Origin of the sequence: Photobacterium sp. GB-56 (genome assembly GCF_003026105.1) — a bacterium.
Classification (GTDB): domain Bacteria; phylum Pseudomonadota; class Gammaproteobacteria; order Enterobacterales; family Vibrionaceae; genus Photobacterium.
This window is the reverse complement of record NZ_PYNW01000002.1, coordinates 399,050-423,794: the sequence shown is the minus strand read 5'-3', so window position 1 is coordinate 423,794 and position 24,745 is coordinate 399,050. Positions and strand designations below refer to the sequence as shown.

Sequence of the window (24,745 nt, the reverse complement as noted above, 5' to 3'; positions counted from 1 at the left end):
ACAAAGAGACAGATCTTAATCTATGGAAACTCAAAACCTGATTTCTTACGATGACGTTATCGATGCGGCATACGATATTTTCTTAGAAATGGCACAAGATAACTTAGAGCCAGCAGACGTATTACTCTTCACTGCACAATTTGAAGATCGTGGTGCAGCTGAAATCGTTGAAACACGTGATGACTGGGCAGAGCACGCTGGTTTTGATGTGGATAAAGAGCTTTTTGCTGAGGTTATCATTGGTCTTGTTAATGAAGAAAACGATGAACTCGATGACGTATTTGCGCGTATGCTAATTAGCCGTGATCCTGAAAACAAAGGCTGCCATATTTTATGGAAACGCGATTAATCATCGTATTCCTAATAGAAAAAAGGCGATATCAACATCTTTTTAATGGATGTGATGTCGCCTTTTTTACTTTCACAACACAATAATCGAGCTTAATTAACTTGCCAGTATTGTGATGTCATGTTTCTCACTGCGTCGGATCCACACCAAACTCAACACGACAAGAATTGCCATTACTGCAAGCACTGCACCTAAATTAAATTGACTTTGCGCACTCATTGCTGATGCAGCTAGTGTCGCTAAACCTGCGCCTAAATTCTGAAGACCACCAAGTACGGCTCCAGCTGTACCTGCATGTTGCGGAAACGGCTGAATTGCTAATGTGGTAGCAGCAGGAAATAAAACCCCAGCGCCCATAAAATAAATAAACGCACCACCAATTAAACTCGTCACCGTTACCAGCCCCTCCATGCCTGGGATAATTATCGTAATAGCACCTGCAAGTAAGGCAAACATACCCAAGAATAAAACGCGGTTGGTACCCAATCGCTTCATCAATTTATTTGAGCCCCAAGAACCCAATAAATAACCCGGCAAAGGCAGAATGAATAACCAACTTACGGTACTTGGATCCAGTTTTAACACACTACCCAGTAATACCCCTGCTGATGCTTCAAACGTAGCGACACCTGCAAATGTGGCAATTAAACACACCACATAACCTTGGAAACGACGATTAGATAACACATAACGGTAACTTACCCATACTCGCTCCGCTCGGCGATTTTCAACGGGTAATGTTTCACCAAAAGAACGCATTAGGGCAAGTGTTACAAGTGAACCAAAACCTAAAAGGTAAATATAAATAGATTCCCAGCCTAGATGCTCTGATAAATAGCCACCTAATACAGGTGCGATCAATGGAGAAAATATCACCCCCATACTGACTAAACTATTTACTTTATGTAAGTCATCACCGTCATAACAATCGCGTGTAACTGTTCGGCTCATTGCACCACTGGTACCAGTACCCATACCTTGGATAAAACTAGCAAGGAGTAGTACTTCAAAACTTGGGGCTACTAACGCAATAACAGTACCGATCAAGAAAATGACCATACCGCTGATCATTACGGGACGTCGGCCAATACGATCAGATAACGGCCCATAAACAAACTGCGATAAACCATAAGGAATTAAATACGCGGCCATCACTGCCTGTAAAGAAGCAGCTCTAACACCAAAGAACGTCGCCATTTCTGGAATTGCTGGCACGTACATTGTTTGGGTCATTTGCCCTACAGCAATAAATATAATAAGCAAGAATAGGAACTTGCCCATATTCGAAGACGATTGCTTAACCACAACCATTACCCTCAGACAGAATAATATTTTGCAAAGAACCCGATAAAATAAAAACGAGCCCTTCAAACAGGATAAAACTCTAACCTAACAATAAATATTGAATTCAACATTCAATAAATATTCTTATATTAGAACCTATGACTAAATTTAAGACGAGATGTTAATCTTGATGCTGGATTATGACAAGAAGATATTGCTTGATTTAGCACGAATAAATTTTGAATTTGGATTACATTTTCTAATGTGTAAGTGGGGGAATCTTGTTCAGAAAAATTGTACAGAAACAAAAAAGCCCTGCTAGCAATACAGGGCTTCTTTTTACAGATAATACAACTTAACTTTCGAAATATAAGCGATGATGACCATGACTTGCTTTGGTTTTAAGATAACTTTCATTACCATCTTTTACATGCGCTTTAGTACCAACAACTTCAACAATATTGATACCATTTTCGCTTAATTCACGAATCTTTTTAGGGTTATTAGTAACAAGTCGAATCTCAGTTAAACCCAGTGCTTTCAACATATATGCCGCTTCACTGAAATCACGTAAATCGTCACCAAAACCTAGATGATTGTTTGCTTCATATGTGTTCATACCTTCACTTTGAAGCTTATAAGCATCAATTTTATTGTACAAACCTATACCACGCCCTTCTTGACGAAGATAAAGAATAATACCGCCTAACTCCCCCATCTTTTCAATAGTTTCATCTAACTGTTCACCACAGTCACATCGAGATGAGTGGAAAACATCACCAGTTAAACATTCAGAATGCATACGCACCAAAGGTGCTGTCGTTTTATCTGCATCTTTAAAAATAACGGCAACGTGTTCTTTACCAGACTCAAGCCCGTTGAACGAAAGCAAATCTGCAGGAATATTGCTTTTTAAACCAACTTTAAAAGGCACTCTCGCCCTAACATTTACCATATTCTTCCTAAGCATTTTCTAATACTCGATCATAAGGAATGCTATTGCTTATGATGACTATCGACTTAATTTCAACTTGTGAATAATAGCGAAAATTACCACATGACAACAGTACTGCGCTTTAAACAAAGATAATACGTGATTAATCGTTTAAAAAGATCACCAACAGGTTAAATTTATCGTACTGTGCAGCAGGAACTCACGTGTACCATAATCAATATGTTATATTATAACACAAATAATACCTAAGCAATTTGCTCAACTATTTTATAGGTTATCGGCTAACGTCATTAATTTAGATAAAATAACTTCTCCAGCAACACCTAACCCATTATGTTCATATTCATTTGTTACCCACACTTTAGCCTGATTTAACCCTGCTAGTGTTTGGCAACTTAAATCATAATCAACATACATATCATCAACATAGACAGCAGCAGCAACGGGAACGGTATTGTTCGCTAATTGCTGAGCATCATATAAGCAAGACCAATCATCTTTCACTGCAAGTAATTCTGCCGCAATCTTTAGTGGTTGTAAGCAATGCAGTTGATCGAACATCCACGGATAGACCATCTCCCCTGTGAAGAAGAAATCCCCTCCCTTTGCGTAATTAAATTGCGGGTATTCACTCCGTACACGTTGCGCTGACCAGCTCGACGCTTCATGTTGGCAATATATAGATTCATGCAAAATAGCGTAGATAGGATTTGTCTGATAGCTTTGCTCTAATAACATTTGGTTTAAAAAGCTGTAGCTCAACTCAGGTTGACCACCAACTTCAACAAAAGCTTCATCAAGCATGTAGTACATCGCTAAATCACCACCACCTCGACCTAAATTAATCCCCCACAGTTGGAATTGTTCAACAGTAAATCGTTGACCATTAGGTAACCGAACATCATTGTCCAATAAGAAATTAGCAATATCGACACATTGCTGTTGTGCATTAGGAAAGCGAGAAAAGAAACTATTATTTTTACCGAGTACACGTTTATAAGTTGCACGGTAAACGTTATCAGCATGCCCTGTTATCGGTGGAATACCACCCGTTAAATAAGCACGTGTTAATGACTCAGGGTAATAAGATAAATAATGCAATGCACAGAACCCACCAAAGCTTTGCCCCAAAATAGCCCATTGTTTAATATTTAATGCTTCACGAATAAATTCAGCATCTTTAACAATATTATTAGCGCGAAAATAACTTAAATAGTTTGTTTGCTGCTCTGGTGTTTTATCAGACAAAGTTTGATGAGAAACCGGAGTACTTTTCCCTGTACCTCGTTGATCAAGCAGTAATACGCGGTATTTTGTTAATGCCTGCTTAAGCCAACCTGAATTGCCCGTCGGGCGTGGCGATGGAAATCCAGGTCCTCCTTGTAAATAAACTAACCACGGTAAATCATCATTTTCATGATCTTGCTTCACCACTTCTCGAGCATAAACAGTAATTTTTTCTTGATGTGAATCTCTATAATTCAGCGGAACAGTAAACCAATGTGATTTAAATAGTAAACCATCACTTTTATATATTTTTTGCATTTACTGCAACTCCATTATTAGGTCAATTAATAATACAATATTTAACATAAGGTTATATAACCGTTAAAATATATAACCACAAGTGCTAATTTTCTAGTCATTTATTCAATAATTGTATTTATATTTGAAACAAACAGCTAAAGAATAATGGAATATACCTAGTTAGAATCGATGCTAATTTAAATATCATGAATAACAATTTATTACTTCGTTGGAAGCAACCTTTTATAATTCTTATTATAGGTTTAGGCTCTATCTTTTTAATGCAGTATTTTATAAAAGTTAGTTTATTCCAATATGGACTGTATAATCGTGTCAATTTAAAAAATAAAGCCAATGAGCCGGATACCATGGTATTTGACTCAGGCATAGACGCGTTAGTGCCTACATTTTACCTTTCTGATAATGAGGGGGTTGCTCTATCTACAGGTATAGAAAAGTTAATACCAAAGCTAACTTTTACATGTTCAAAACATGATATTAAAGAAATGCGATTAGCAAATGATTTGTCGAGTAACATTCATTATCTTGGACTGTTCACTCCTCACAGTAGTTGTTCAAATTACGGGATAAATTCACCTATAAGTTATAACTACAATAAAGAAAATGCAATCACGCTTGAAGACTATGTGGTTACTTCATATTTAGGCAGTCGCTTGAAAATAATTCGTAATTTTCCTAATGATACCCATTTAATCACAATTACCGACCCATTAAATCGTCAACTTTATTTTAATAACACAAATGATAATAATGTTGTTATTAATATTATTTATAAGGATAAAAAAATTCAAATCCAGTCGAAGATTAAAAAAAATATCTTTTATCATGAATTTAAAAAAAAGCTGACAAAAAACATTTATCTTGAAGTTTTTGTAACTAAAAAAGGATTAACGGATATTGTTCATTCAGAACTTTTAATGGTTAATGTTTTTTTATGCATTCTACTTGTTATTACATGTATATTTTTAGGCCTTCGCCCTCAACAACGAACAGTTAAAATGGCTATTGAACGGGGTATTAAACGCAAAGAGTTTATCCCTTTTTACCAGCCTATTATTAACTCAATGACAGGCTCAATTATCGGTTGTGAGAGCTTAATTAGATGGTGTAAAGCAAATGGTGAAATTATTTCTCCTGCTAACTTTATTGATATTGCCGAACAGAATAAACAAATTTACGAGATAACAGATCTTTTAATATCACAAGTAGCCGAGGATCTTTCAAAACTAAATAACATCCATGACAACTTTTATATCAGTATTAATGTCATACCGCGTCAACTTCAAAATCAAACGTTTGCAACAAAATTACTCAACACATTATCTTCAGCACAAGTGTCTAATCACCGTGTTGCGATAGAAGTAACCGAGAGAACTCAGTTCACAAACGTAACCTCAGCCAAAGAAGTGATGCAGCGATTAATTGACCATGGTATTTCCATTAAGCTCGATGATGCAGGAACGGGGTTCGGTGGCTTTAGCTACTTTCAAGAGTTACCCATCAGCACCTTAAAAATTGACAAAATGTTTATTGATACAATCGGTACTTGTGACGTTAAAGCCAATATATTAAACGCTATTATCAGCTTTGGAAAAGAAGCAAAATTAACCATGATTGCTGAAGGTGTGGAAACACAAGAACAAGTCAATTATTTAAGAGACCAAGGCGTATTTTTAATTCAAGGTTTTTATTACGCAAAACCAATGCCCTTTTCTGATTTAGAGAAATATATTAATAACAATTTAAAAAAAGATAATCATTAGAGACTAATGAGAATATAATGATATTTATTCTCATTCAGTTTTTTCATATTTGAAATCTTTATTCTTTTTTTTAAATTACACGGCATTAGAATAAAAGCGTATATTTATCTTATCAGAGAAAGAGATATTTATATCTCTATATCGTATGCCATAAATAATAGGTTTTATGGCGGGAGATGATGTTCCTCCTTTAACCGCCTTTCAATAAAGGATAATGACGTCTAACAACATTCGACTTTAAATCGTCGAGGACCGTGTATTTGTTTAAATGGATATTTATAATTTTAATTAATTATATTAATTTTTGCATTCGTCGCGTTGTTATTTCATTTTTGTCCTCTTCTATTTTCTGCTCGATAAAGAATTATCAATTCAACACGGCTGAGCGTTATACAACTCTTTCCTACTCTGAGTTTTATAATTAGTAACGCGGTGTCTAGTGAGGCAGAGCAATGCAATACTCAACTGAAGTACAAAATATGTGTCCTATCTCTCGTGGTCCACATCACGAGTCTGCACCCATTCCTGTTGAAGGTCGCTGGGTACAACCTAAAGATGTTATTGCAATTTCTGGTGTTAGCCACGGTTGTGGTACTTGTGCACCACAACAAGGTGCTGCAAAACTAACTTTAAACGTGAAAAACGGTATCATTGAAGAAGCATTAATCGAAACTATCGGTTGCTCAGGTATGACTCACTCTGCAGCAATGGCTTCAGAAATCATCACTGGTAAAACTATCCTTGAAGCACTAAATACTGACCTAGTATGTGATGCTATCAACGTTGCAATGCGTGAAATTTTCCTTCAATACGTTTACGGTCGCACACAAACGGCTTTCTCTTTAGACGGTCTACCAATTGGTGCTGGTCTAGAAGACCTTGGTAAAGGTTTACGTAGCCAAGTAGGTACGCATTACGGTACTCGTGAAAAAGGCCCTCGTTACATGGAGATGGCTGAAGGTTACGTTACTAAAATCGCACTTGATGACAACGACGAAATCATCGGCTACCGCTTCGTTAACATCGGTAAGATGATGGAATCTATCGGTAAAGGTGTTCCAGCAGATCAAGCAATGGAACAAGCAACAGGTCAATATGGTCGTTTTGACGAAGCGGTTCGCACAATCGATCCTCGTCACGAATAATCAGCCAAGCTGTTATCCATATATTCAATTACACCTAATTTGCTAAATTTATTGAGGATTTTATCATGGCTGCATTATTTGAAAGCTTTGATCGTCGTATTAACCAAATCACACCCGTTCTAGAACAATATGGTTTTTCTTCACTTGAAGAAGCGCGTCAATACATCGAAGATAAAGGTGTTAACGCTTACGATATCGTAAAAGAAACCCAACCAATTGCGTTTGAAAACGCATCATGGGCATATGTTCTAGGCGCTGCAATCGCACTAAAAGAAGGCGCAAAAACAGCGGCTGAAGCGGCTGAGTTTTTAGGCCAAGGTCTACAAGCATTCTGTATCCCAGGCTCTGTTGCTGACCAACGTAAAGTGGGTTTAGGTCATGGTCGTCTAGGTGCGCGTCTTCTAAGCAATGAAACTCAGTGTTTTGCATTCCTAGCAGGTCACGAATCCTATGCTGCAGCTGAAGGTGCAATCAAAATCGCACTAAACGCAAACAAGGTACGTACTAACCCACTACGCGTTATTCTTAACGGTTTGGGTAAAGATGCAGCTTACCTTATTGCGCGTATTAACGGCTTTAACTATGTACAAACTCAGTTCAACTACACGACTGGTGAACTTGAAATCGTTAATGAACGTCGCTTCTCTCAAACACAACGTGGCGAAATTAACTGTTACGGTGCTGATGATGTGCGTGAAGGTGTAGCGATTATGCACCGCGAGAATGTTGATATCTCTATTACAGGTAACTCGACTAACCCTACTCGCTTCCAACACCCAGTGGCTGGTACATACAAAAAAGAACGTCTAGAAGCAGGCCAAGATTACTTCTCAGTTGCATCAGGCGGCGGTACTGGTCGTACTCTTCACCCAGATAACGTAGCGGCAGGTCCTGCATCTTACGGCCTGACTGACACCATGGGTCGTATGCACTCTGACGCTCAATTTGCTGGTTCTTCATCTGTACCTGCTCACGTAGAAATGATGGGCTTAATTGGTATGGGTAATAATCCAATGGTTGGTGCAACAGTGGCTGTTGCAGTAGCAATTGAGCAAGCGCAAACCGCGTAAGCAGAAATTTAAAATCTTTATCTTCAAATAACGATAAAAGGCATGGTTTTAATTAACCATGCCTTTATTTTTTCAGCTAGTTGTTAATTTTGTTGAATATAAGAAAAAAATCTCTAAAATCCTCGGTACTCAATAAACTTGATAACACTTATACCTATAAAAAAGCAGGCTTATAGGTATAATCGGCTGTAATTAAGTTAAATCGTATTACGTCATTCAGTTAAATATTATTGCATGACTTAGTTAAGGAAACATCATGATCCAAGTAGTAGGTCACAAAAACCCTGATAGTGATAGCATTTGCTCAGCACTAGTTTGTACAGCGTTTCTTAAAGCACGTGGTCTTGAAGCGACAGCAATTCGTCAAGGCGAAATGAACCGTGAAACTCAACACATCCTTGAACTTGCTGGCGTTGCAGCTCCTGAGCTACGTACAAGTGTTGCTGGCGAGAAAGTATGGTTAGTTGACTACTCTGATCTTGCTCAAGCACCTGACGACCTAGCAGACGCTGAAGTTGTAGGTATTGTTGACCACCACCGTCTAGGTGATGTAATGACAATCAATCCAATGGAAGCATGGATCTGGCCTGTAGGTTGTACTTGTACTGTTCTATTTAACCTATTTAAGATTGAAGGCCACGAAATCACACGTGAACTTGCTGTTCTTATGATGTCTGCAATCCTATCTGACACTGTTGGCTTCGCATCGCCAACATGTACACAAAAAGATAAAGACGCAGTACACGAGCTTGCTCAAATTGCTGATGTTCAAGATCTTGAAGCATTCATTAAAGCACTACTAATTGCAAAGACTGACATTGAAGGTCTTACTGCTGCGCAATTAGTTGATAAAGATCTTAAAGGCTACCCTTTCAACGACCGTGACGTTGTTGTTGGTCAAATTGAACTTGCAACACTAGAGCAAGTTGACAGCATGATTGAAGAGCTTCAAGCAGATCTACAACGTCGTTGTGACGAAGAAGGTTTAGCGATGGCAGCACTAATGCTAACAGATATTACAACAAGTACGACTCGCCTACTTTACACTGGTGATTGGAACAACATTTTAGACGCGCATGCAAAAGATGGCGTTCTAATGATGGAAAATACGCTAAGCCGTAAGAAACAAGGCTGGCCTTGGCTACAAACAGTACTTGCTTAATTATTAGGTTTTAGTACTAGCCACCAAATATGACGCGATAGGAGCTCTCTCTTATCGCGTTTTTTATTCCAACACATTCTATAGTTATCGATATAAACTATCGTTATTAGCTGTCATTTTTTTCTGAAGCCAATACAGTGACCTTCTTTATTTTTGTCCTTTTTTTAAACAATTTATAATTTACACGACTGATATTAGAGCAAATACTTTAATTTTAAGCTCATTTTATTTGTATAAAAAAACAACGTGAAGAATAAAACACAGCCAAACAAACGCTATTTATGTGACAATTGTCAAATTTACTTAGTATTCTTTTTAGGTATACATATACTTCTCTCTCTAAAAATAATGCCGCCATTTAGCACCCCAATGGAAGAGCAAGAAGCTAATAAAAAGAGAGACAGTTAATGTCCATTAAAAAACGTTATATTACATGTGTTATTGGTCTAGCCATTTCGAGTCAAAGCTATGCTGCTGGCTACCAAGTATCAGAACATTCAGCTGCGGGTTTAGGTCGTGCCTACGCAGGCGATGCTGCCTTTGCTGATTCTGCCGCCGTGTTAGCTCGCAACCCTGCCGCGATGACCTTATTTAAACACGCAGAAGTTTCTACCGTAGCAAGTGTTGTCATACCTTCTGTTGATATTTACGATCATAGCTTTGATCAAGGCGCAAAAAATATCGCCCCCGTTAGCTTTGTTCCTGCGGGCTATTATATTCAACCAATCAATGACAAAGTCGCGGTTGGTCTTGCACTTTTCAGTAATTACGGTGTAACAACAAAGTACCCTAACGATTTCAACGCAGGGTTATTGGCAGGCAAAACGTCCCTTGAAACATTCAACTTTAATCCAAATATTGCCTACCGTTTAAATCCACACTTCAGCATTGGCGGCGGTGTTAGCCTTGTTTATGCTAATGCCGAGTTTGATCGCCGTTTAGGTGCACTTTCATTGGCGGTTCCTAATAGTCAACCAAGTGACAATGCAATCAACTTAAAAGGCACAAGTTGGGGCTGGGGTTGGAATATTGGCGCACTTTATGAATTAGATCAGAATAACCGTTTTGGCCTAAGTTACCGCTCACAAGTTAATCTTAACTTTGATGGTGATTTTACCGATTATTTAGGCTCAATAACCGGTAAACCACATAACACTGTTTCTGCTAACCTTTCGTTACCGCTCCCCGCTATCGCAGAGTTTTCTGGTTTCCATCAACTAAATTCACAATGGGCGATCAGCTATAGCTTACAGTGGACACAATACAACAAGTTTAAAGAAATTCGTGCCACTAGCTCACAATGTAAGCCAGGCTTTAATGGTCAAGTTGGTACCTGTTTACTGAAAAAAGAAAATTACAAAGATACCTATCGTTGGGCTGTCGGTACGACTTACACAATGAATGATGAATGGACACTTCGTTACGGTTTTGCCCTTGACCAAAATGCAGGCCAAGCAACACTAAGTATTCCAGATACTGATCGTTACTGGTATTCAGCAGGTGCGACTTACCACTTCAACCCAGATCTTTCTGTCGATATGGGTCTTTCATACATTCACAGTAAGAAAGCCACCTTCGTTGAAGATAACAGTACGTTTACCTCTCGTGGTAAAGCGTATCTTGTCGCTGCACAGCTTAACTATCGCTTTTAATGCGTTGTAACTAATTAATTATTTGGAATAAATAAAATGAAATTTAATTCAATCGCATTAATCGTCGCGTCTGCATTAAGCATGGTTGGTTGTGGTGGCGGTAGTCAAACGACCGTTAAACCAACCATTGATCCTGATATTGCAGACAGCTTAAAAGCAGAAACAAAGATTGATTTTGATTTACTGTCAGCTAATAAAACCATTGTGATCCCTAGCTATCTAGGTATGGATGCACAAGATGGCACATTAGCGACACGTGAAGGCGCAACTGCACCTGAAATCGCAATGGGACAAACCGATGGTTGGAGTACAACTCAGCCTATTACGATTAATTTTAAAGGTAAGGCACTTGATCCTGCAACAGCAGCGAATAGCTTTTACTTAATTAAATCAGGCGATCCTACCAACCCTGACGATACCACACAGCCTACACAATTATCCCAGCAAAACGGGGACTTTATGGTGACGGTTTCTGGCAATAGCTTAATTGTAATGCTGCTTAAGCCTCTGGATCCATCAAGTAACTATATGTTTGCATTAACAAATGATCTTAAAGATGTAAATGGTAAAGCGGTAGGTATGAGTAACTCTTATGCTTTACTAAAAGCTGATAGCACGCCACCAGCCAAAGCATTAATTCCAGCTCAAAAGATCACCCATGCAACAGAGGAAGCATTCCATAATATCGTTAAAAAACGGGATATCATTTTCTCTTCATGGTTTACCACATTATCTGTTGGCGATGTATTGTATGCTGCAAAAATGGCGACTCTACAGACAATTTCAAAACAAATTGAAACAGATGAGCCTGTGATTGCTAGTGACGACATAGCAAACCAAGATAATCTCTATAAAATAACACGACCGCAACTTGGTGGAGCAGATGGAGCAACAACACCTGCTGGTAATGAGATTTATACTGGAACCGTTTTTCTTCCTTATTATTTATCTACAGACAGCCATAAAATATCCTCAGCCCCTAACGCACCAGAGAAATATTTAGTCAGCCCTTGGAAAAGTGATATGCCAAGCCTTGCGAAAATTAAATATATTCTGACTAACGGTAGTGAAGCTGATAAACGCGCGATTGCTTCTCAACTTTCAGATCTACATATCTCTGACATAGATCTTGCAAAAGTAGCAACAGATAAAGCGACACAAATTAAAGTACTAACAGCACTGAAAGGTCAAAAGTTAACGCTAGCTAATGGTAAGCAACTCGATCCAGAAAGATTGATCACTCGTTATAGTCCTGTTCCCCAACTACAATCAGTTGCGGCAGTACAATATAATTTAATCATGCCGAAGTTGGACAAAGAAAACCAAGAAAAATGTAAGCAGTCAGGTTACAGCGTGACGATTTTCCAACACGGTGTAACATCAAATAAAGAGCAATTTGTTTATTCGAATCCAAGCTTACCTGACAAAATTATTGGTAATCAATGTCGAGCTATTTTTGCTATTGATTTACCTCTTCATGGTACTCGAGGTGTCGGTGGTAAGAACGCTTCAGAAGATCCAAAGATGTTTCTAAACTTTATAGATCTTGCTGTAGCTAGAGATAATTTACGTCAAAGTGTTATTGATGTTGTTAACTTGCGTGCAATCATAGGCAAAGTAATAACAGACTCTGATCCTAGTGAATTAGGGGAACAACTGTCAGCATTATCTCTTAATAATGGTGTAAGTTTTGCTGGTCACTCTCTTGGCGCTATTACCGGTGTTGATGTCGCAGACATCGCGAACAGAACTATATTTAATGACCAGTATAATAAAACGTTATTTAATATTGATACCGTTGCACTCGCAAACCCAGGTGCTGAGATACCATACTTACTACTAAACTCGCCAAGTTTTAGTGATCTCATTAAAGGTGGAATAGTTGACGCGACTAACCCATCATTCTCTAAACAATGTGGTAACACAAATCTTGCATTGTGTTTTAAGAGCTATATTGCACAGCTAAATACAAGTAAAGATTCAGGGAACTCACTGGCCCAAATAACACTCGATACTTTAAATGACAATTTTAATAAGTTTGCCTATGCCGCGCAAACCGTCATGGACCCAGCAGATCCAATAAATCACGCTTCATTTATTCCAAAAACAACCGCTGTTTTATTAGAAGAAATGAAAAATGATATGGTGATTCCAAATAAATCGACACAAGGCACGGATCCAATTTATTCACCATTTACAGGAACTACGCCACTTCTAAAACCACTACAATTGACTCAAACACTCAAGTCTGTAACAGGGTCACCTCTGAAAACAGCGGTGAGATTTGAGGGTGGATATCACAGTTCAGTGCTTACACCTCTGAATCCATCCGAGCTATCACAGCCCGCAACAGAACAAAGTATTGCTGCAACAAATGAAATGCAGAGTGTTATCGCCTCATTTATTAATAGTAAAGGAACATCGCTTACTATTAATAATGGCAGTGTTATTACTTCATTTTATGATTAATAGATAACAAAGAGACAATAGCCGAGTAAGCAATTCTTACTCGGTTTACTCATTTCGCATGTACTGCATTAAACTGCTTTTTTCATTTAAAATATTTGAAAAAAAATCTAAAAACTTACGTCCAATTATCTTTCCTTCTCGATAATCCATTTCTAAATCATCTTTACTACTCAATAGGGCTCGGCTCTTCAATGACTTTTCAGGCGCTATTTGGATAACTTGTAACCCATCGGGTGGATTCACTAAAAAATCATTCATATCTTGGTGAGTTTTGTAATATTGAAGTAACATTTCAATTACGTCGGAATTATTACTCTGCCTCGCTAATTTTAATAAACGTTCAATATTCATATGTGATAGCCAACTTTTATTACCAAAAATAGGCTGCTTCAATGCCTCTTTACTTTTACTATCCAAATATGAAAGTTCTTTCTGTATATCATCTTTATCTTTAATATCGATAGTGTCGTTACGGTATTGTTCTCGCCACTGTTCAAAACGGTGACTTAATTCATGATGAACCGTTTTAATTCTATCTACCGATTCATTAAGGCTAAGCTTATTAATATAATAGGGTAAGTAAGTTTCAACACTTTCACGCCAGTCATCAAAGATCCCCTTATCGGCATGATTGTCATGATCAAGAGGCTCAGTTCGAATCACAATAACCAGATCAGCCCCTCGACGCCATGCTTCTTTAGCCGGTATCGCAGCGCTCACACCACCATCAACCCATTCCAGCTCATTCATATTAACAGGTAAATTGTATAAAACAGGAATAGCACAACTCGCACGCAAAACTTCATACCAATCATCTTGGTACATCGGCATATAGATATCTTTAAGGGTATCTTTACGTGTTGCGCAGGCGAATGCCTGTCGATGTTGTAGGGTTCTTTTCGCGGTATGAAAGTCGAGGGCTAATTCGCCAGTGGGAGAAACGACTTGCAGCGCCCAATCAAGGTTCATTGGCTGTTGTTTGCTTAAGTACTTATATAAGCTAAAAAATTTATCTGTTGTCGTATAGTTTTGAATAAACTGATAGCCGAAACGTGGCTGACGGCTAATAAATGAAGATAAATTGAGAGCACCTGCAGATGTGCCTATATACAAAGCAAAAGGATCAAACTCGTGTGCTAAGAAACTGTCTAAAACACCAGCCGAAAAAATACCTCGCTGTCCCCCACCCTGAACAACTAATGCTATTTTCTTATTATGTGCATCAAAAAGCCGTGATGAAAAATGTGATATCGATTCTTCATCAAAAGCACTCAAACTAAACGGCAGATAATTCATTTCTCCCCCAAAGGTTAGAAAACACTCTGACGTAATATACGTATTTAATTTAAGAGTTGGAATCGCTTATAAAAAACAAGTTAAAGAAATTAAAGCTCTATCTTATCTTTTTAACTTGCCATTGTATTACGCTAATAAGGCTACTGCTGCGTAACTAAAGATTGTCGTTAGCGTCATTGTTGCTGTAACTACAGCAAGTTTCAAATTACTATCCATACTTCGCCCCTTAAAATCTTTCAAATGTAACATTTTGTTAACCACAGTATAGTTGTGTTACAGCTTTGTTATCAATTAAATTGTACAGAATTTAAGATAATTATCACATTAATATCAATACTGTATATTGCATTAAATTTTCCACTGTCATCACGGACTATCGTTTGATGACATAGTAGAAGTGAGCGCATTATTTTCTTGGGTTGGAACGCCATTGAAATCATTACATTTTGCTTTCAACAAATGTTAGCAGGGACATCAAATGAAACTTGCGACAGCACTGCTTATTATGGTTTTAGTGCTAACAGCGGAATTTGCAAAGTGATTAACGCCGCCTATCGATATCAAACAGTCATTAGATAGCTATAATGAAAAAGCAGAAATTAGTTGCAGTAACATGCAAATAGCCCTTTAAAATATTGCTCTTATTTTCACACTTTCCTATAAAATAAGAGCAATTATCAACGTAGTGCGGTGGCATTTCATCCCAATTTCCATTGAATAAATAAATCTATTATCAAATAAACAACAAATTACTGTATTTCGATTTAATAACATCCATCGCTATTATAAAATTAATCTATATTTAAACTTTATTTTTATTCCTTACGTTAACCATTATCACAGTAATGAATAATTGAAGAAAAGGATGCTTAAAATGAAACCGATTTATATTGGTTTAGTTACCGTAGTTGCCAGTTTTAATACCGTTGCAAAACCGGTGGATTGGACACCAGGTATCAGTGGTGATATCTCGCTCTTGGCTGCATACACTAAAACAAATTCACAGTTTGATTCTGATAATGCCACCACCTCAAATTTGAATTCATCAGGTGATGATCAAGGTCACACACGTATCGCCCCACTTGGTACACTTTCATATACTTTCAGCAATGCTAAACAGCAATTATTTTTTGGTACTGATCGTTCTGATGTCGCTTTAGGGCGTTTCCATACTGAACTTGGCTTTCGCCAACAACTTCAAGGAAACGGCACTGTTTCGTTAAGTTACATTCCTGGATTATTAGAATTAAAAACATGGCAAAACCCCTATTTAACAGGGGAGCCACGTGTAAAAACAGGAAGTAATGTAAAAGCGGTACGTGCGCAGTGGGACAACATTGCTGGCTCTATGTACTCATTAGATACTGCATATGGTCGTTATGAAGTAGATCAAGAAAAAAGTGGAGAAGGCTTAGCTATCGATCAAAATCTACTAGATAGAAACGCAAAACTCTTTTTTGTAGAAGGAAGCCACCTACTTCCACTGAGTCGAACACAAATGCTTCGTACCGCATTAAACTACAGTGGTATTGATGCTGACGGTAAAGCAATGTCTGCCGATATTTTTGGGGGTTCAGCCACTTTTATTCAACTCTTCCAGCGTTCAAGCCTAGCTTTTACTTTAAGTTATAAGAAAGCTTTGTTTGATGCAGAAAACCCTATTTTTGATAAGAAACAAGAAGAAGACCGTTTAGGTGCCTTCCTAGCTTATGAATACAAACAACCATTTGGTTGGAAGAATTGGGGCGTTGTTTCATTAGTGGGCTACAACACCACACAATCAAATATCAACTTCTATGATGCAGATACTATGCTTGTTAGCTTAGGTATGAACTACACCTTCTAACAACAATAAATGCCATCCCTTCTTCATTGTAAGCGATGAAAATTATGGCTCTGTTATGATACAGAGCCATAAATTTTACGAGACATAACACTACTTTTCTATTAGATTAACAGCACTTTACCAAAGTTAAAGAAACGTTACTGAGTATTATGGCTGTTAATAATCGCACTGCCGATGCATCACAAGAATCTCTGCATCGAATTTTTACAGTACCGGAAGCCCCAGATTCAACACTGGGTATGATAGAAAAAGAGCTATCAGAAAACTTAAATGAATTTCTGCGTACTCACATTGCTGCAACAGAAAAACCACTACTCGAAATAGAGAAAGACTTCTCCGATCCAGCAATCCCTGAAATACCGAGCTTTGTCTCCGAGCATACCCAATTTCTATTAAATAAGCTGGTTTCGCAATCAGTCCACACCTCAGCGCCAAGCTTTATCGGTCACATGACTTCTGCCCTGCCTTACTTCATGATGCCGCTCTCTAAAATCATGATCGCGCTGAATCAAAATCTCGTAAAAATCGAAACCTCTAAAGCTTTCACTCCACTTGAGCGACAAGTTTTAGGGATGCTTCATAAGCTCATCTTCAATGAAAATGAAAGCTTCTATCAGCAATGGATGCATAGTGCTGACCATTCCTTAGGTGCTTTTTGCTCTGGTGGCACAATTGCCAATATCACTGCTTTATGGGTAGCAAGAAATACAGTCCTAAAACCTGACGGGGATTTTAAAGGTATTGCCCAAGAAGGATTATTTCGTGCGATGAAGCACTACGGTTATGATGATTTAGCGATCTTAGTGTCTGAACGTGGCCATTACTCGTTAAAGAAATCAGCAGATGTATTAGGCATTGGTCGAGATAGCCTCATTTCAATTAAAACTGATGATGATAACCGTATCAACATCGACCACCTACAGTCGACGTTAGCTGATCTGAAACAGCGTAACATTAAACCCTTCGCCATTATTGGTATTGCAGGCACAACAGAAACAGGCAATGTTGATCCTTTAGATCAATTAGCAGATATTGCCACTGAGCACGATTGTCATTTCCATGTTGATGCAGCTTGGGGTGGCGCAACATTAATGTCTAATAAGTACCGTCATTTATTGAAAGGGATTGAACGCGCCGACTCTATTACAATCGACGCTCATAAGCAGTTGTATATTCCTATGGGTGCGGGCATGGTGATCTTTAAAAACCCAGAGCTCATGACGGCAATTGAACATCATGCTGAATATATTTTGCGTAAAGGATCGAAAGATTTAGGTAGTCACACCTTAGAGGGTTCACGAAGTGGTATGGCTATGTTGCTATACGCTAGCATGAATATTATTAGCCGCCCTGGCTATGAATTATTGATTAATAATAGTATTGAAAAAGCACGTTATTTTGCAGATTTAATTAAACAACAAATAGATTTTGAGTTAGTTACTGAGCCTGAGCTTTGCTTGCTGACTTACCGTTATGTTCCGGAAGCGACGCAAGAAGCATTGTTAATCGCTACAGATGAAGAGCGCGAAACATTACTGGAGTTACTTAATGACTTAACCAAGTTCATCCAAAAACGTCAGCGTGAATCCGGTAAATCATTTGTATCTCGTACACGCATTACACCGGAAAAATGGCAGCATAAGATAACAACTGTGTTCCGTGTCGTATTAGCAAACCCACTCACGACAGAGACCATCTTACAAAACGTGCTAAGCGAACAACGTCAATTAGCAAAAGATAGTACCATTAGTCTGCCAAAAATAGAAAACTTAACCGCAGAAATAATGAGAAAAAAGACCGCAAATCGATATAAATAAGCTGTTTATCTATATTATTTTTTTTATTATTTAGTGTTAACGCCCAGTTTTACTGGGCTTTTTGCATTTTATAACCATTAACAATCAAAAAATTCTATGTCTATCTTATGAATAATCTGCAAATCAACTATGAACAGCACATTATTGTAGTATGAATAGCTTCAATAATTGGCCAAATATCTACTTTCATCTCTCGCATACTGTTTCTTATTTCTAAGATAAGTATTCATTGCTCTATTTTGAGCACTGTTCAATAAATTGCCTTATTCACATTCTGTCATTATTTTTTTGTGTTGTTAACGATATGATCTCAATGTTGTTCTTTATTTTCATTACCAATGTTAATGAAAGGTTTAAATAAATGTATGCATTTGAGAATGGTTAACAATTACAGTTTTTGGTTAAAAAACAAGCAAAAAGACACCTCTTCATTGATTGATTTATATCAAGAAATTAGCTCATTTTTTTCTAGAAAAAAGGCCATATCACCGAATGATATGGCCTTTTTATTTCAAAATGTTTCACTGCAATATGCAATTTTTGATATCAGTTATATCTAGTATTGAAGGAAATTAATCCCCTGCAAACATATATCCTTCACCGTGAACGGTAACAAAAATCTGTGGGTTCTTTGGATCTAGCTCCATTTTAGAGCGCATACGACGAATTAAAACATCAATAGTTCTATCGTTTGGCGCTTCGACTCTATGGCTTAACATATTTAAAATACGTTCACGACTCAACACTACATTTGGGTGTGAAGAGAAGGCGACTAATAACTCATATTCCGCTTTAGTTAGCTTCACTGGAAGACCATTATGAGTCAGCGCTCGTTTGTTAATATCGAACTGCCATTCGCCAAAACGAATGATGTTATCTTCTTGCATTTCGACCAACGTTTCGTCACGTGCTTTTTCCACTAAGGTTATGCGCCACAACAAGTTTTTTACTCGAACAAGGAGTTCGCGAAGCTCAAAAGGCTTAGTGACATAGTCATCTGCACCCATCTCTAAACCCACAATTCGATCGATACTATCAGTACGTCCTGTGACCAAAATAATACCCACTTCAGAGCGACTACGAAGCTCACGTGTAAGCATCAAACCATCTTCGCCAGGAAGGTTAATATCAAGCATGACGAGGTCGATTTTTTCAGTCGCCATGATCTCTCGCATCTGTGCGCCACTATCCGCTTGGCTAACCTTGTATCCTTCATTCTCAAAATACCCGACCAGCTTAGTACGGGTAACAATTTCATCTTCCACAACAAGTACGTGATGAGTCATGTTTGTCTCTTTTAGTTTTTTAGGTGTTCTTACGAAACGTTAGCACAAACCGTAGTTATTCACAATTTGTCATAAACATGAGTTTGCTATTCATTCGTACCGTTAACCTTATTCACATCGTGGACATAAGATTACCCCATAAAATTTATAACGTCACCGTAGCTTACGGTGGGCATTCATTCTTAAATGGAATCATTCAACATGAAAAAACTTTGGCAGATGTTGACAAAACCAAGTAGCAAGTATTCGATTCTTGCTCTTGTATTTGTTGGTATTGTTATCACCCTTGTTGGTATCTTTGCTGCACATAAAGGTTTTGAGCACGCATCAACCAATGAATTCTGTATCGGTTGTCATACCATGCAGCAAAACTTCGATGAGTATAAAGAATCTGTTCACTTTAAAAACGCTTCTGGTGTTCGTGCTGATTGTGTTGACTGTCACCAACCTAAAGATTTAGTTGGTATGGTTCAAACTAAGCTGATGGCATCAAAAGACGTATATAACCAATTTATTACTAAAAAGATTGATACGCCTGAAAAGTTTGAAGAGCACCGTTTAGAATTAGCTCAAATGGTATGGGATCGAATGAAAAAGCAAAATTCGAGTACCTGTAAGAGCTGTCACAATTACTCTGCAATGGATCACGCTAAACAATCACCTGAAGCTGCTGCTGCAATGACAGACGCTGCTGCAAAAGACATGAACTGTATCGAGTGTCACAAAGGTATTGCACACGAACTACCAAACATGGCTGGCGGCTTCCAGAAAGACTTCCAAGGCCTACAAGCAGAAGCAGCTGCACAAGGTGCAACCGCTGACAAGCTTTACTCTCTTGGTGAGAAAGATATGTTCGCCACTGACGATGCTAACGCTAAATCAGAAGGTAAATTACTACCAGCGTCTGAAGTAACGGTACTTGAACGTAAAGGCGACATGCTAAAAGTTGAAGTAAACGGCTGGCTAGAGAAAGCGGGTAAAGGTCGCGTTATGACAGAATACATGGGTAAGCGCGTATTTAAAGCGACTATCCGTGGTGACATTAAAGCTAACGAGAAAATTATTAAGGAAGAAACTGATCCAGCAACTGACATCGTATGGCAGAACGTAACAGTACAAGCATGGATTACTAAAGCTGACATGATCGATAGCATCCAGCCTATCTGGAACTATGCAGAAGAAATGTACGGCTCTACTTGTAACGCTTGTCACGCGGCGCCAGCACCAGGCCATTTTACTGCAAATGGCTGGATCGCAAGTCTGAAAGCCATGAGCTCTTACTACCGTCTGTCTAAGACAGAAGAACGTACGCTACTGAAATATCTTCAGAACCACGGTAGCGATACAGGCGGTGCAGGTGCGCACTAATCCTGCAGCCTAATAACAAATAAATGATAGGCGGGTGATATCACTATCCCCGCCCCATCGATAAAAATTAAAGTTTAAGGATTCTCCAACATATGGCGACTCAAACTCATAAAACTGGCATCTCACGCCGCCGCTTCCTATCTGGCCTTGCAATGGCAAGTGCTGCATCGGTTGTAGGTCCTAGCCTTCTTGCTCCTCGTAAAGCAATGGCTGCAGAAGAAGCAAAAGCAGCGTTTTCTGGCGAAGTGTTATCTGGCTCTCACTGGGGTGCATTCCGCGCTAAAGTTGTTGACGGTGTTTGGACTGAAACAACGCCATTTGAAAAAGACAAGAACCCAACAGATATGATCCAGGCGGTACGTGAAGTGGTTTATAACCCTGCACGTGTTAAATACCCAATGGTACGTATTGATTGGCTAAAGCAAGGCTACAAGTCAGATACAACACAGCGTGGTAATAACCGCTTTGTACGTGTGCCATGGTCTCAAGCGTTAGACTTCTTCTACCATGAGATGGAGCGTGTTCAGAACAACTTCGGTCCAAGTGCACTGTACTCTGGTCACACAGGCTGGCAATCAGTGGGTAAACTGCATAACGCAGGTACCATGATGAAGCGTGGTGTTGGCCTTCACGGTACCAGCCTAGGTAAGATGGGTGACTACTCAACAGGTGCTGCTCAGGTAATTCTTCCTTACGTTGCTGGCGCAATGGAAGTTTACGAGCAACAAACATCATGGCCACTAGTACTTGAGCACACTGACACTATCGTTATTTGGGCATCTGACCCAATTAAAAACCTGCAAGTGGGTTGGTTAGTACCAGACCACAGCCCATACCAGTACTATGATCAACTTGCAGAGAAAGTGAAGAATAAAGAAATCAAAGTGATCTACGTCGATCCTGTGGTTTCTAGCACTCAAAAAGTGGTTGGTGGTGAGCAGATCCGTGTTAACCCACAGACTGATGTTCCATTAATGCTTGCTATTGCACATACGCTATACACTGAAAACTTATACAACAAAGACTTCATTGCTGATTACACAACTGGCCTTGATAAGTTCATGCCTTACGTTCTTGGTAAGACTGACGGTGTTGTTAAGAACCCTGAGTGGGCTGAAAAGATCTGTGGTATCAAAGCTGATGATATCCGTGCTCTTGCGCGCACAATGGCAAGTGGCCGTACGCAAATCATCGGTGGCTGGTGTCTACAACGTATGCAGCACGGCGAACAGTACGCGTGGATGCTCGTTGTACTTGCAGCAATGCTAGGTCAAATCGGTTTACCTGGTGGTGGTTTCGGTTTCGGCTGGCACTACAATGATGCAGGTTCAATCACCTCGAATGGTCCACTAATGTCAGGCTTTAGTGGTGTTACAGGTGTTGCTCCAATTCATAACGGTTCATTTAACGGTTACTCTACTTTCATTCCAGTTGCTCGCTTTGTTGATTGTATCGACAACCCAGGCAAGACCATTAACTACAATGGTCAGAAGATTAAGTACCCTATTATGAAGATGGCGATCTTCAGTGGTAACAACCCATTTGGTCACCACCAAGATCGTAATAAGATGATCAAGGCTTGGACTAAGTTAGAAACTGTTGTATCGATTGAGCACCAGTGGACAGCAACTTGTCGTTTTGCAGATATCGTATTACCTGCAACAACAACTTACGAGCGTAACGATATCGAACAGTACGGTAACCACTCTAACGCAGGTATTATTGCCCTTCGTAAGATTGTTGAGCCAATGTACGAATCGAAAGATGACTTTGAGATTTTCCGTGAGCTATGTTCTCGCTTTAACCGCGAAGAAGCATTCACTGGCGGTAAGACGCAAATGGAAATCATTGAAGAGATCTACAACGGTGCGCGTCTGCAAGGCCGTGGTCTAGGCGTTCGTATGCCTAACTTCAAGAAGTTCTGGGAAGGTGAAGGTTTCATCGAGTTCCCTGCGGGTAAAGAGTGGGTTCGCCACGAATCATTCCGTAAAGAACCTGACCTTGAGCCACTAGGTACGTCTTCAGGTATGATCGAAATCTACTGTAAGACTATCGCAGATATGGGTTACAAAGACTGTCAAGGTCACCCAATGTGGTTTGAAAAGACTGAACGTAGCCACGGTGGTCCTCGCTCTGATCGCTTCCCGATCAACATGCAGAGTACGCACCCGAAAGATCGTCTACACTCACAGCTATGTTCGTCAACGGATTTCCGTGCGACTTACGCTGTTGCTGAGCGTGAGCCTATCTTCATGAACACTGAAGATGCTGCTGCTCGTGGTATCAAATCTGGCGATATCGTACGTGTATACAACGACCGTGGTCAGGTATTAGCAGGTGCTGTTGTAACAGATGATTACCTACCAGGTGTTTGTCGTCTACAAGAAGGCGCATGGTACAGCCCATTAGAAGGCGGTAAAGTAGGTACTATCTGTACTTACGGTGATCCAAACGTATTAACAGAAGACATCGGTACTTCTAGCCTAGCGCAAGCAACATCTGCAGCTGCTGCCCTAGTTCAGATCGAGAAGTACACAGGTGTTGTTCCTGCAGTAACAGGCTTTAACGGTCCTATCTATGAAGAAGGTATCGACCCACTGTTCCCTGCTATGGATAAGTAATTTTACTTAGCTAGTTGATTAAAATAAGGCGATGAACGAAAATTCATCGCCTTTATTTCACCTTTTTAAAATAGATTCCAATATAATGTCTTAAGTTATATTTGAATGTGTTTTATCTGTCTGGAGTGACAATGCAAGAATTTATTGCTTTCAACGAACAACGTGCAGAGATCTACTGGTGGATGTCATCACTTTTCGCTCGCGAACTCACTGATGCAGATCTACATGAATACCACGGTGGTGAAATGTACACATTCCTTTCAGGCTTAGGCATGACCGAGGAATTAAAAGCCCCCGTTGAAGCTTTTCGCGAAGTAATTAATCAATCAAACACACGTCCTGATGAACAACTTGAGCTAGCGGCAGATTTCTGTGGTTTATTCTTAAGTACACCAAAAACAGGCGCGCTACCTTACGCATCTATGTATGTAGGTACTTCTGGTTTACTTAACGATAAGCCAGCACAAGATATGAATGTACTAATGAATGATTACGCGATTGCACAGCGTAAAGAATTCAATGAGCCAGCCGATCACCTTGCTGTTGAATTGGATTTCATGGGTAACCTTATCATCATGGCAAACCAGCAAGAAACTGAAGAAAAGCGTGAAGAGCTAATGCAAGCACAGCTTTCTTTTATTAACACTATGCTGCTTAACTGGTTACCACTGTTTGTGAAAGAGTGTCAAAACCGAGATCAATTTGGCTTCTATGCTGCAGCGGCTAATTTATTATTGGCATTCTGTAAACTTGATGCGGCTTTCCTTGCCGGTGAATAATCAAGCAACATGTTAATAATTAAACCTCAGTATCGACTGAGGTTTTTTCTATCTGCATTTCAAATACACAAAAAAAACTAAATACTTCTAATTTTCTATTTTTTCCTCTCTCGGTTAAATATTATTTATTTTTTATCCGAAAATTAAGTTGCATATTCAAGCATATTATTCGCATTTGAAATCAATACCACTTATTACGTTGATATTTTTAATCTTTAAATTTCAAAATCTTAAGCTCACCATTGACACCGCGAATTAATGAAAAGAATTCTCATTAAGAATATCAATGAGTTATTTATGCATCCCGCCATTTTTGATTTTTTATATTGTCATAC

The 24,745-nt window shown here is 38.9% G+C and carries 18 protein-coding genes and 1 riboswitch; of the genes, 12 read left to right on the top strand and 6 right to left on the bottom strand.

Going from position 1 to position 24,745, the window contains the following annotated elements:
• Nucleotides 1-22 precede the first annotated feature (22 nt).
• On the top strand, nt 23-349 hold the full coding sequence (locus C9J42_RS04645; protein ID WP_005368211.1) for an HI1450 family dsDNA-mimic protein: 327 nt from the start codon (nt 23-25) through the stop codon (nt 347-349).
• 96 nt (nt 350-445) lie between these two features.
• Here C9J42_RS04645 and emrD read toward each other — a convergent pair whose 3' ends face one another.
• From emrD to C9J42_RS04630, 3 genes are all read right to left on the bottom strand, one after another.
• Nucleotides 446-1,660: a multidrug efflux MFS transporter EmrD gene (emrD, locus tag C9J42_RS04640; RefSeq protein WP_107206436.1), complete on the bottom strand. Its 1,215-nt coding sequence runs from the start codon at nt 1,658-1,660 to the stop codon at nt 446-448.
• Nucleotides 1,661-1,988: 328 nt separating this feature from the next.
• Nucleotides 1,989-2,588, bottom strand: a complete 600-nt coding sequence (gene ribA, locus C9J42_RS04635) for a GTP cyclohydrolase II (RefSeq protein WP_199188082.1) — start codon at nt 2,586-2,588, stop codon at nt 1,989-1,991.
• A gap of 267 nt (nt 2,589-2,855) precedes the next feature.
• Nucleotides 2,856-4,133, bottom strand: a complete 1,278-nt coding sequence (locus C9J42_RS04630) for an alpha/beta fold hydrolase (RefSeq protein WP_107301700.1) — start codon at nt 4,131-4,133, stop codon at nt 2,856-2,858.
• Between the two features lie 188 nt (nt 4,134-4,321).
• Between C9J42_RS04630 and C9J42_RS04625 the strand changes: the two genes are divergently transcribed.
• The 6 genes from C9J42_RS04625 (at nt 4,322) to C9J42_RS04600 (ending at nt 13,397) form a co-directional block, all read left to right on the top strand.
• The gene (locus tag C9J42_RS04625; RefSeq protein ID WP_107301699.1) at nt 4,322-5,899 is read left to right on the top strand and encodes an EAL domain-containing protein; all 1,578 of its coding nucleotides are present in this window, start codon (nt 4,322-4,324) and stop codon (nt 5,897-5,899) included.
• Between the two features lie 163 nt (nt 5,900-6,062).
• Nucleotides 6,063-6,130, top strand: a riboswitch (Fluoride riboswitch).
• A 221-nt stretch (nt 6,131-6,351) separates the two neighbouring features.
• Complete coding sequence (locus C9J42_RS04620) at nt 6,352-7,044, top strand: iron-sulfur cluster assembly scaffold protein (protein ID WP_005368217.1); 693 nt, start codon at nt 6,352-6,354, stop codon at nt 7,042-7,044.
• A 65-nt stretch (nt 7,045-7,109) separates the two neighbouring features.
• Nucleotides 7,110-8,114 (top strand): GGGtGRT protein, encoded by a 1,005-nt coding sequence (locus C9J42_RS04615; RefSeq protein ID WP_107206433.1) that lies wholly within the window; start codon nt 7,110-7,112, stop codon nt 8,112-8,114.
• Between the two features lie 256 nt (nt 8,115-8,370).
• Nucleotides 8,371-9,276 (top strand): manganese-dependent inorganic pyrophosphatase, encoded by a 906-nt coding sequence (locus C9J42_RS04610; protein ID WP_107206432.1) that lies wholly within the window; start codon nt 8,371-8,373, stop codon nt 9,274-9,276.
• Between the two features lie 407 nt (nt 9,277-9,683).
• A complete protein-coding gene (locus C9J42_RS04605) occupies nt 9,684-10,928 on the top strand; it encodes an outer membrane protein transport protein (RefSeq protein ID WP_107301698.1) in 1,245 nt (414 codons plus the stop codon).
• A 36-nt stretch (nt 10,929-10,964) separates the two neighbouring features.
• Nucleotides 10,965-13,397, top strand: a complete 2,433-nt coding sequence (locus C9J42_RS04600) for a VolA/Pla-1 family phospholipase (protein ID WP_107292660.1) — start codon at nt 10,965-10,967, stop codon at nt 13,395-13,397.
• Between the two features lie 45 nt (nt 13,398-13,442).
• Here the strand turns inward: C9J42_RS04600 and C9J42_RS04595 are convergent, their stop codons facing one another.
• Nucleotides 13,443-14,693, bottom strand: coding sequence for a patatin family protein (locus C9J42_RS04595; RefSeq protein ID WP_107301697.1), 1,251 nt, complete (start codon nt 14,691-14,693; stop codon nt 13,443-13,445).
• 126 nt (nt 14,694-14,819) lie between these two features.
• A complete protein-coding gene (locus tag C9J42_RS04590; protein ID WP_107206428.1) occupies nt 14,820-14,909 on the bottom strand; it encodes a YnhF family membrane protein in 90 nt (29 codons plus the stop codon).
• Between the two features lie 658 nt (nt 14,910-15,567).
• Between C9J42_RS04590 and C9J42_RS04585 the strand changes: the two genes are divergently transcribed.
• A complete protein-coding gene (locus C9J42_RS04585) occupies nt 15,568-16,539 on the top strand; it encodes a DUF2860 domain-containing protein (protein WP_107206427.1) in 972 nt (323 codons plus the stop codon).
• Nucleotides 16,540-16,688: 149 nt separating this feature from the next.
• A complete protein-coding gene (panP, locus tag C9J42_RS04580; protein WP_107301696.1) occupies nt 16,689-18,356 on the top strand; it encodes a pyridoxal-dependent aspartate 1-decarboxylase PanP in 1,668 nt (555 codons plus the stop codon).
• A gap of 572 nt (nt 18,357-18,928) precedes the next feature.
• Here panP and torR read toward each other — a convergent pair.
• Nucleotides 18,929-19,642 carry a two-component system response regulator TorR gene (gene torR / locus C9J42_RS04570; protein WP_107206424.1) on the bottom strand — a complete coding sequence of 238 codons (714 nt, stop codon included), beginning with the start codon at nt 19,640-19,642 and terminating at the stop codon, nt 18,929-18,931.
• Between the two features lie 201 nt (nt 19,643-19,843).
• On the opposite strand from torR, the gene torC reads away from it, so the two are divergent.
• The 3 genes from torC (at nt 19,844) to torD (ending at nt 24,410) form a co-directional block, all read left to right on the top strand.
• Nucleotides 19,844-21,010 carry a pentaheme c-type cytochrome TorC gene (gene torC / locus C9J42_RS04565; RefSeq protein WP_107206423.1) on the top strand — a complete coding sequence of 389 codons (1,167 nt, stop codon included), beginning with the start codon at nt 19,844-19,846 and terminating at the stop codon, nt 21,008-21,010.
• Between the two features lie 92 nt (nt 21,011-21,102).
• Complete coding sequence (torA, locus tag C9J42_RS04560; protein WP_107206422.1) at nt 21,103-23,631, top strand: trimethylamine-N-oxide reductase TorA; 2,529 nt, start codon at nt 21,103-21,105, stop codon at nt 23,629-23,631.
• A gap of 131 nt (nt 23,632-23,762) precedes the next feature.
• Nucleotides 23,763-24,410, top strand: a complete 648-nt coding sequence (torD, locus tag C9J42_RS04555; RefSeq protein ID WP_107206421.1) for a molecular chaperone TorD — start codon at nt 23,763-23,765, stop codon at nt 24,408-24,410.
• The last annotated feature ends 335 nt before the right edge of the window (nt 24,411-24,745 follow it).

Coding starts and splice junctions, on each gene's coding strand:
- C9J42_RS04645 (WP_005368211.1), top strand. CDS start 23: ATGGAAACTCAAAACCTGATTTCTTACGATGACGTTATCGATGCGGCA.
- emrD (WP_107206436.1), bottom strand. CDS start 1,660: ATGGTTGTGGTTAAGCAATCGTCTTCGAATATGGGCAAGTTCCTATTC.
- ribA (WP_199188082.1), bottom strand. CDS start 2,588: ATGGTAAATGTTAGGGCGAGAGTGCCTTTTAAAGTTGGTTTAAAAAGC.
- C9J42_RS04630 (WP_107301700.1), bottom strand. CDS start 4,133: ATGCAAAAAATATATAAAAGTGATGGTTTACTATTTAAATCACATTGG.
- C9J42_RS04625 (WP_107301699.1), top strand. CDS start 4,322: ATGAATAACAATTTATTACTTCGTTGGAAGCAACCTTTTATAATTCTT.
- C9J42_RS04620 (WP_005368217.1), top strand. CDS start 6,352: ATGCAATACTCAACTGAAGTACAAAATATGTGTCCTATCTCTCGTGGT.
- C9J42_RS04615 (WP_107206433.1), top strand. CDS start 7,110: ATGGCTGCATTATTTGAAAGCTTTGATCGTCGTATTAACCAAATCACA.
- C9J42_RS04610 (WP_107206432.1), top strand. CDS start 8,371: ATGATCCAAGTAGTAGGTCACAAAAACCCTGATAGTGATAGCATTTGC.
- C9J42_RS04605 (WP_107301698.1), top strand. CDS start 9,684: ATGTCCATTAAAAAACGTTATATTACATGTGTTATTGGTCTAGCCATT.
- C9J42_RS04600 (WP_107292660.1), top strand. CDS start 10,965: ATGAAATTTAATTCAATCGCATTAATCGTCGCGTCTGCATTAAGCATG.
- C9J42_RS04595 (WP_107301697.1), bottom strand. CDS start 14,693: ATGAATTATCTGCCGTTTAGTTTGAGTGCTTTTGATGAAGAATCGATA.
- C9J42_RS04590 (WP_107206428.1), bottom strand. CDS start 14,909: ATGGATAGTAATTTGAAACTTGCTGTAGTTACAGCAACAATGACGCTA.
- C9J42_RS04585 (WP_107206427.1), top strand. CDS start 15,568: ATGAAACCGATTTATATTGGTTTAGTTACCGTAGTTGCCAGTTTTAAT.
- panP (WP_107301696.1), top strand. CDS start 16,689: ATGGCTGTTAATAATCGCACTGCCGATGCATCACAAGAATCTCTGCAT.
- torR (WP_107206424.1), bottom strand. CDS start 19,642: ATGACTCATCACGTACTTGTTGTGGAAGATGAAATTGTTACCCGTACT.
- torC (WP_107206423.1), top strand. CDS start 19,844: ATGAAAAAACTTTGGCAGATGTTGACAAAACCAAGTAGCAAGTATTCG.
- torA (WP_107206422.1), top strand. CDS start 21,103: ATGGCGACTCAAACTCATAAAACTGGCATCTCACGCCGCCGCTTCCTA.
- torD (WP_107206421.1), top strand. CDS start 23,763: ATGCAAGAATTTATTGCTTTCAACGAACAACGTGCAGAGATCTACTGG.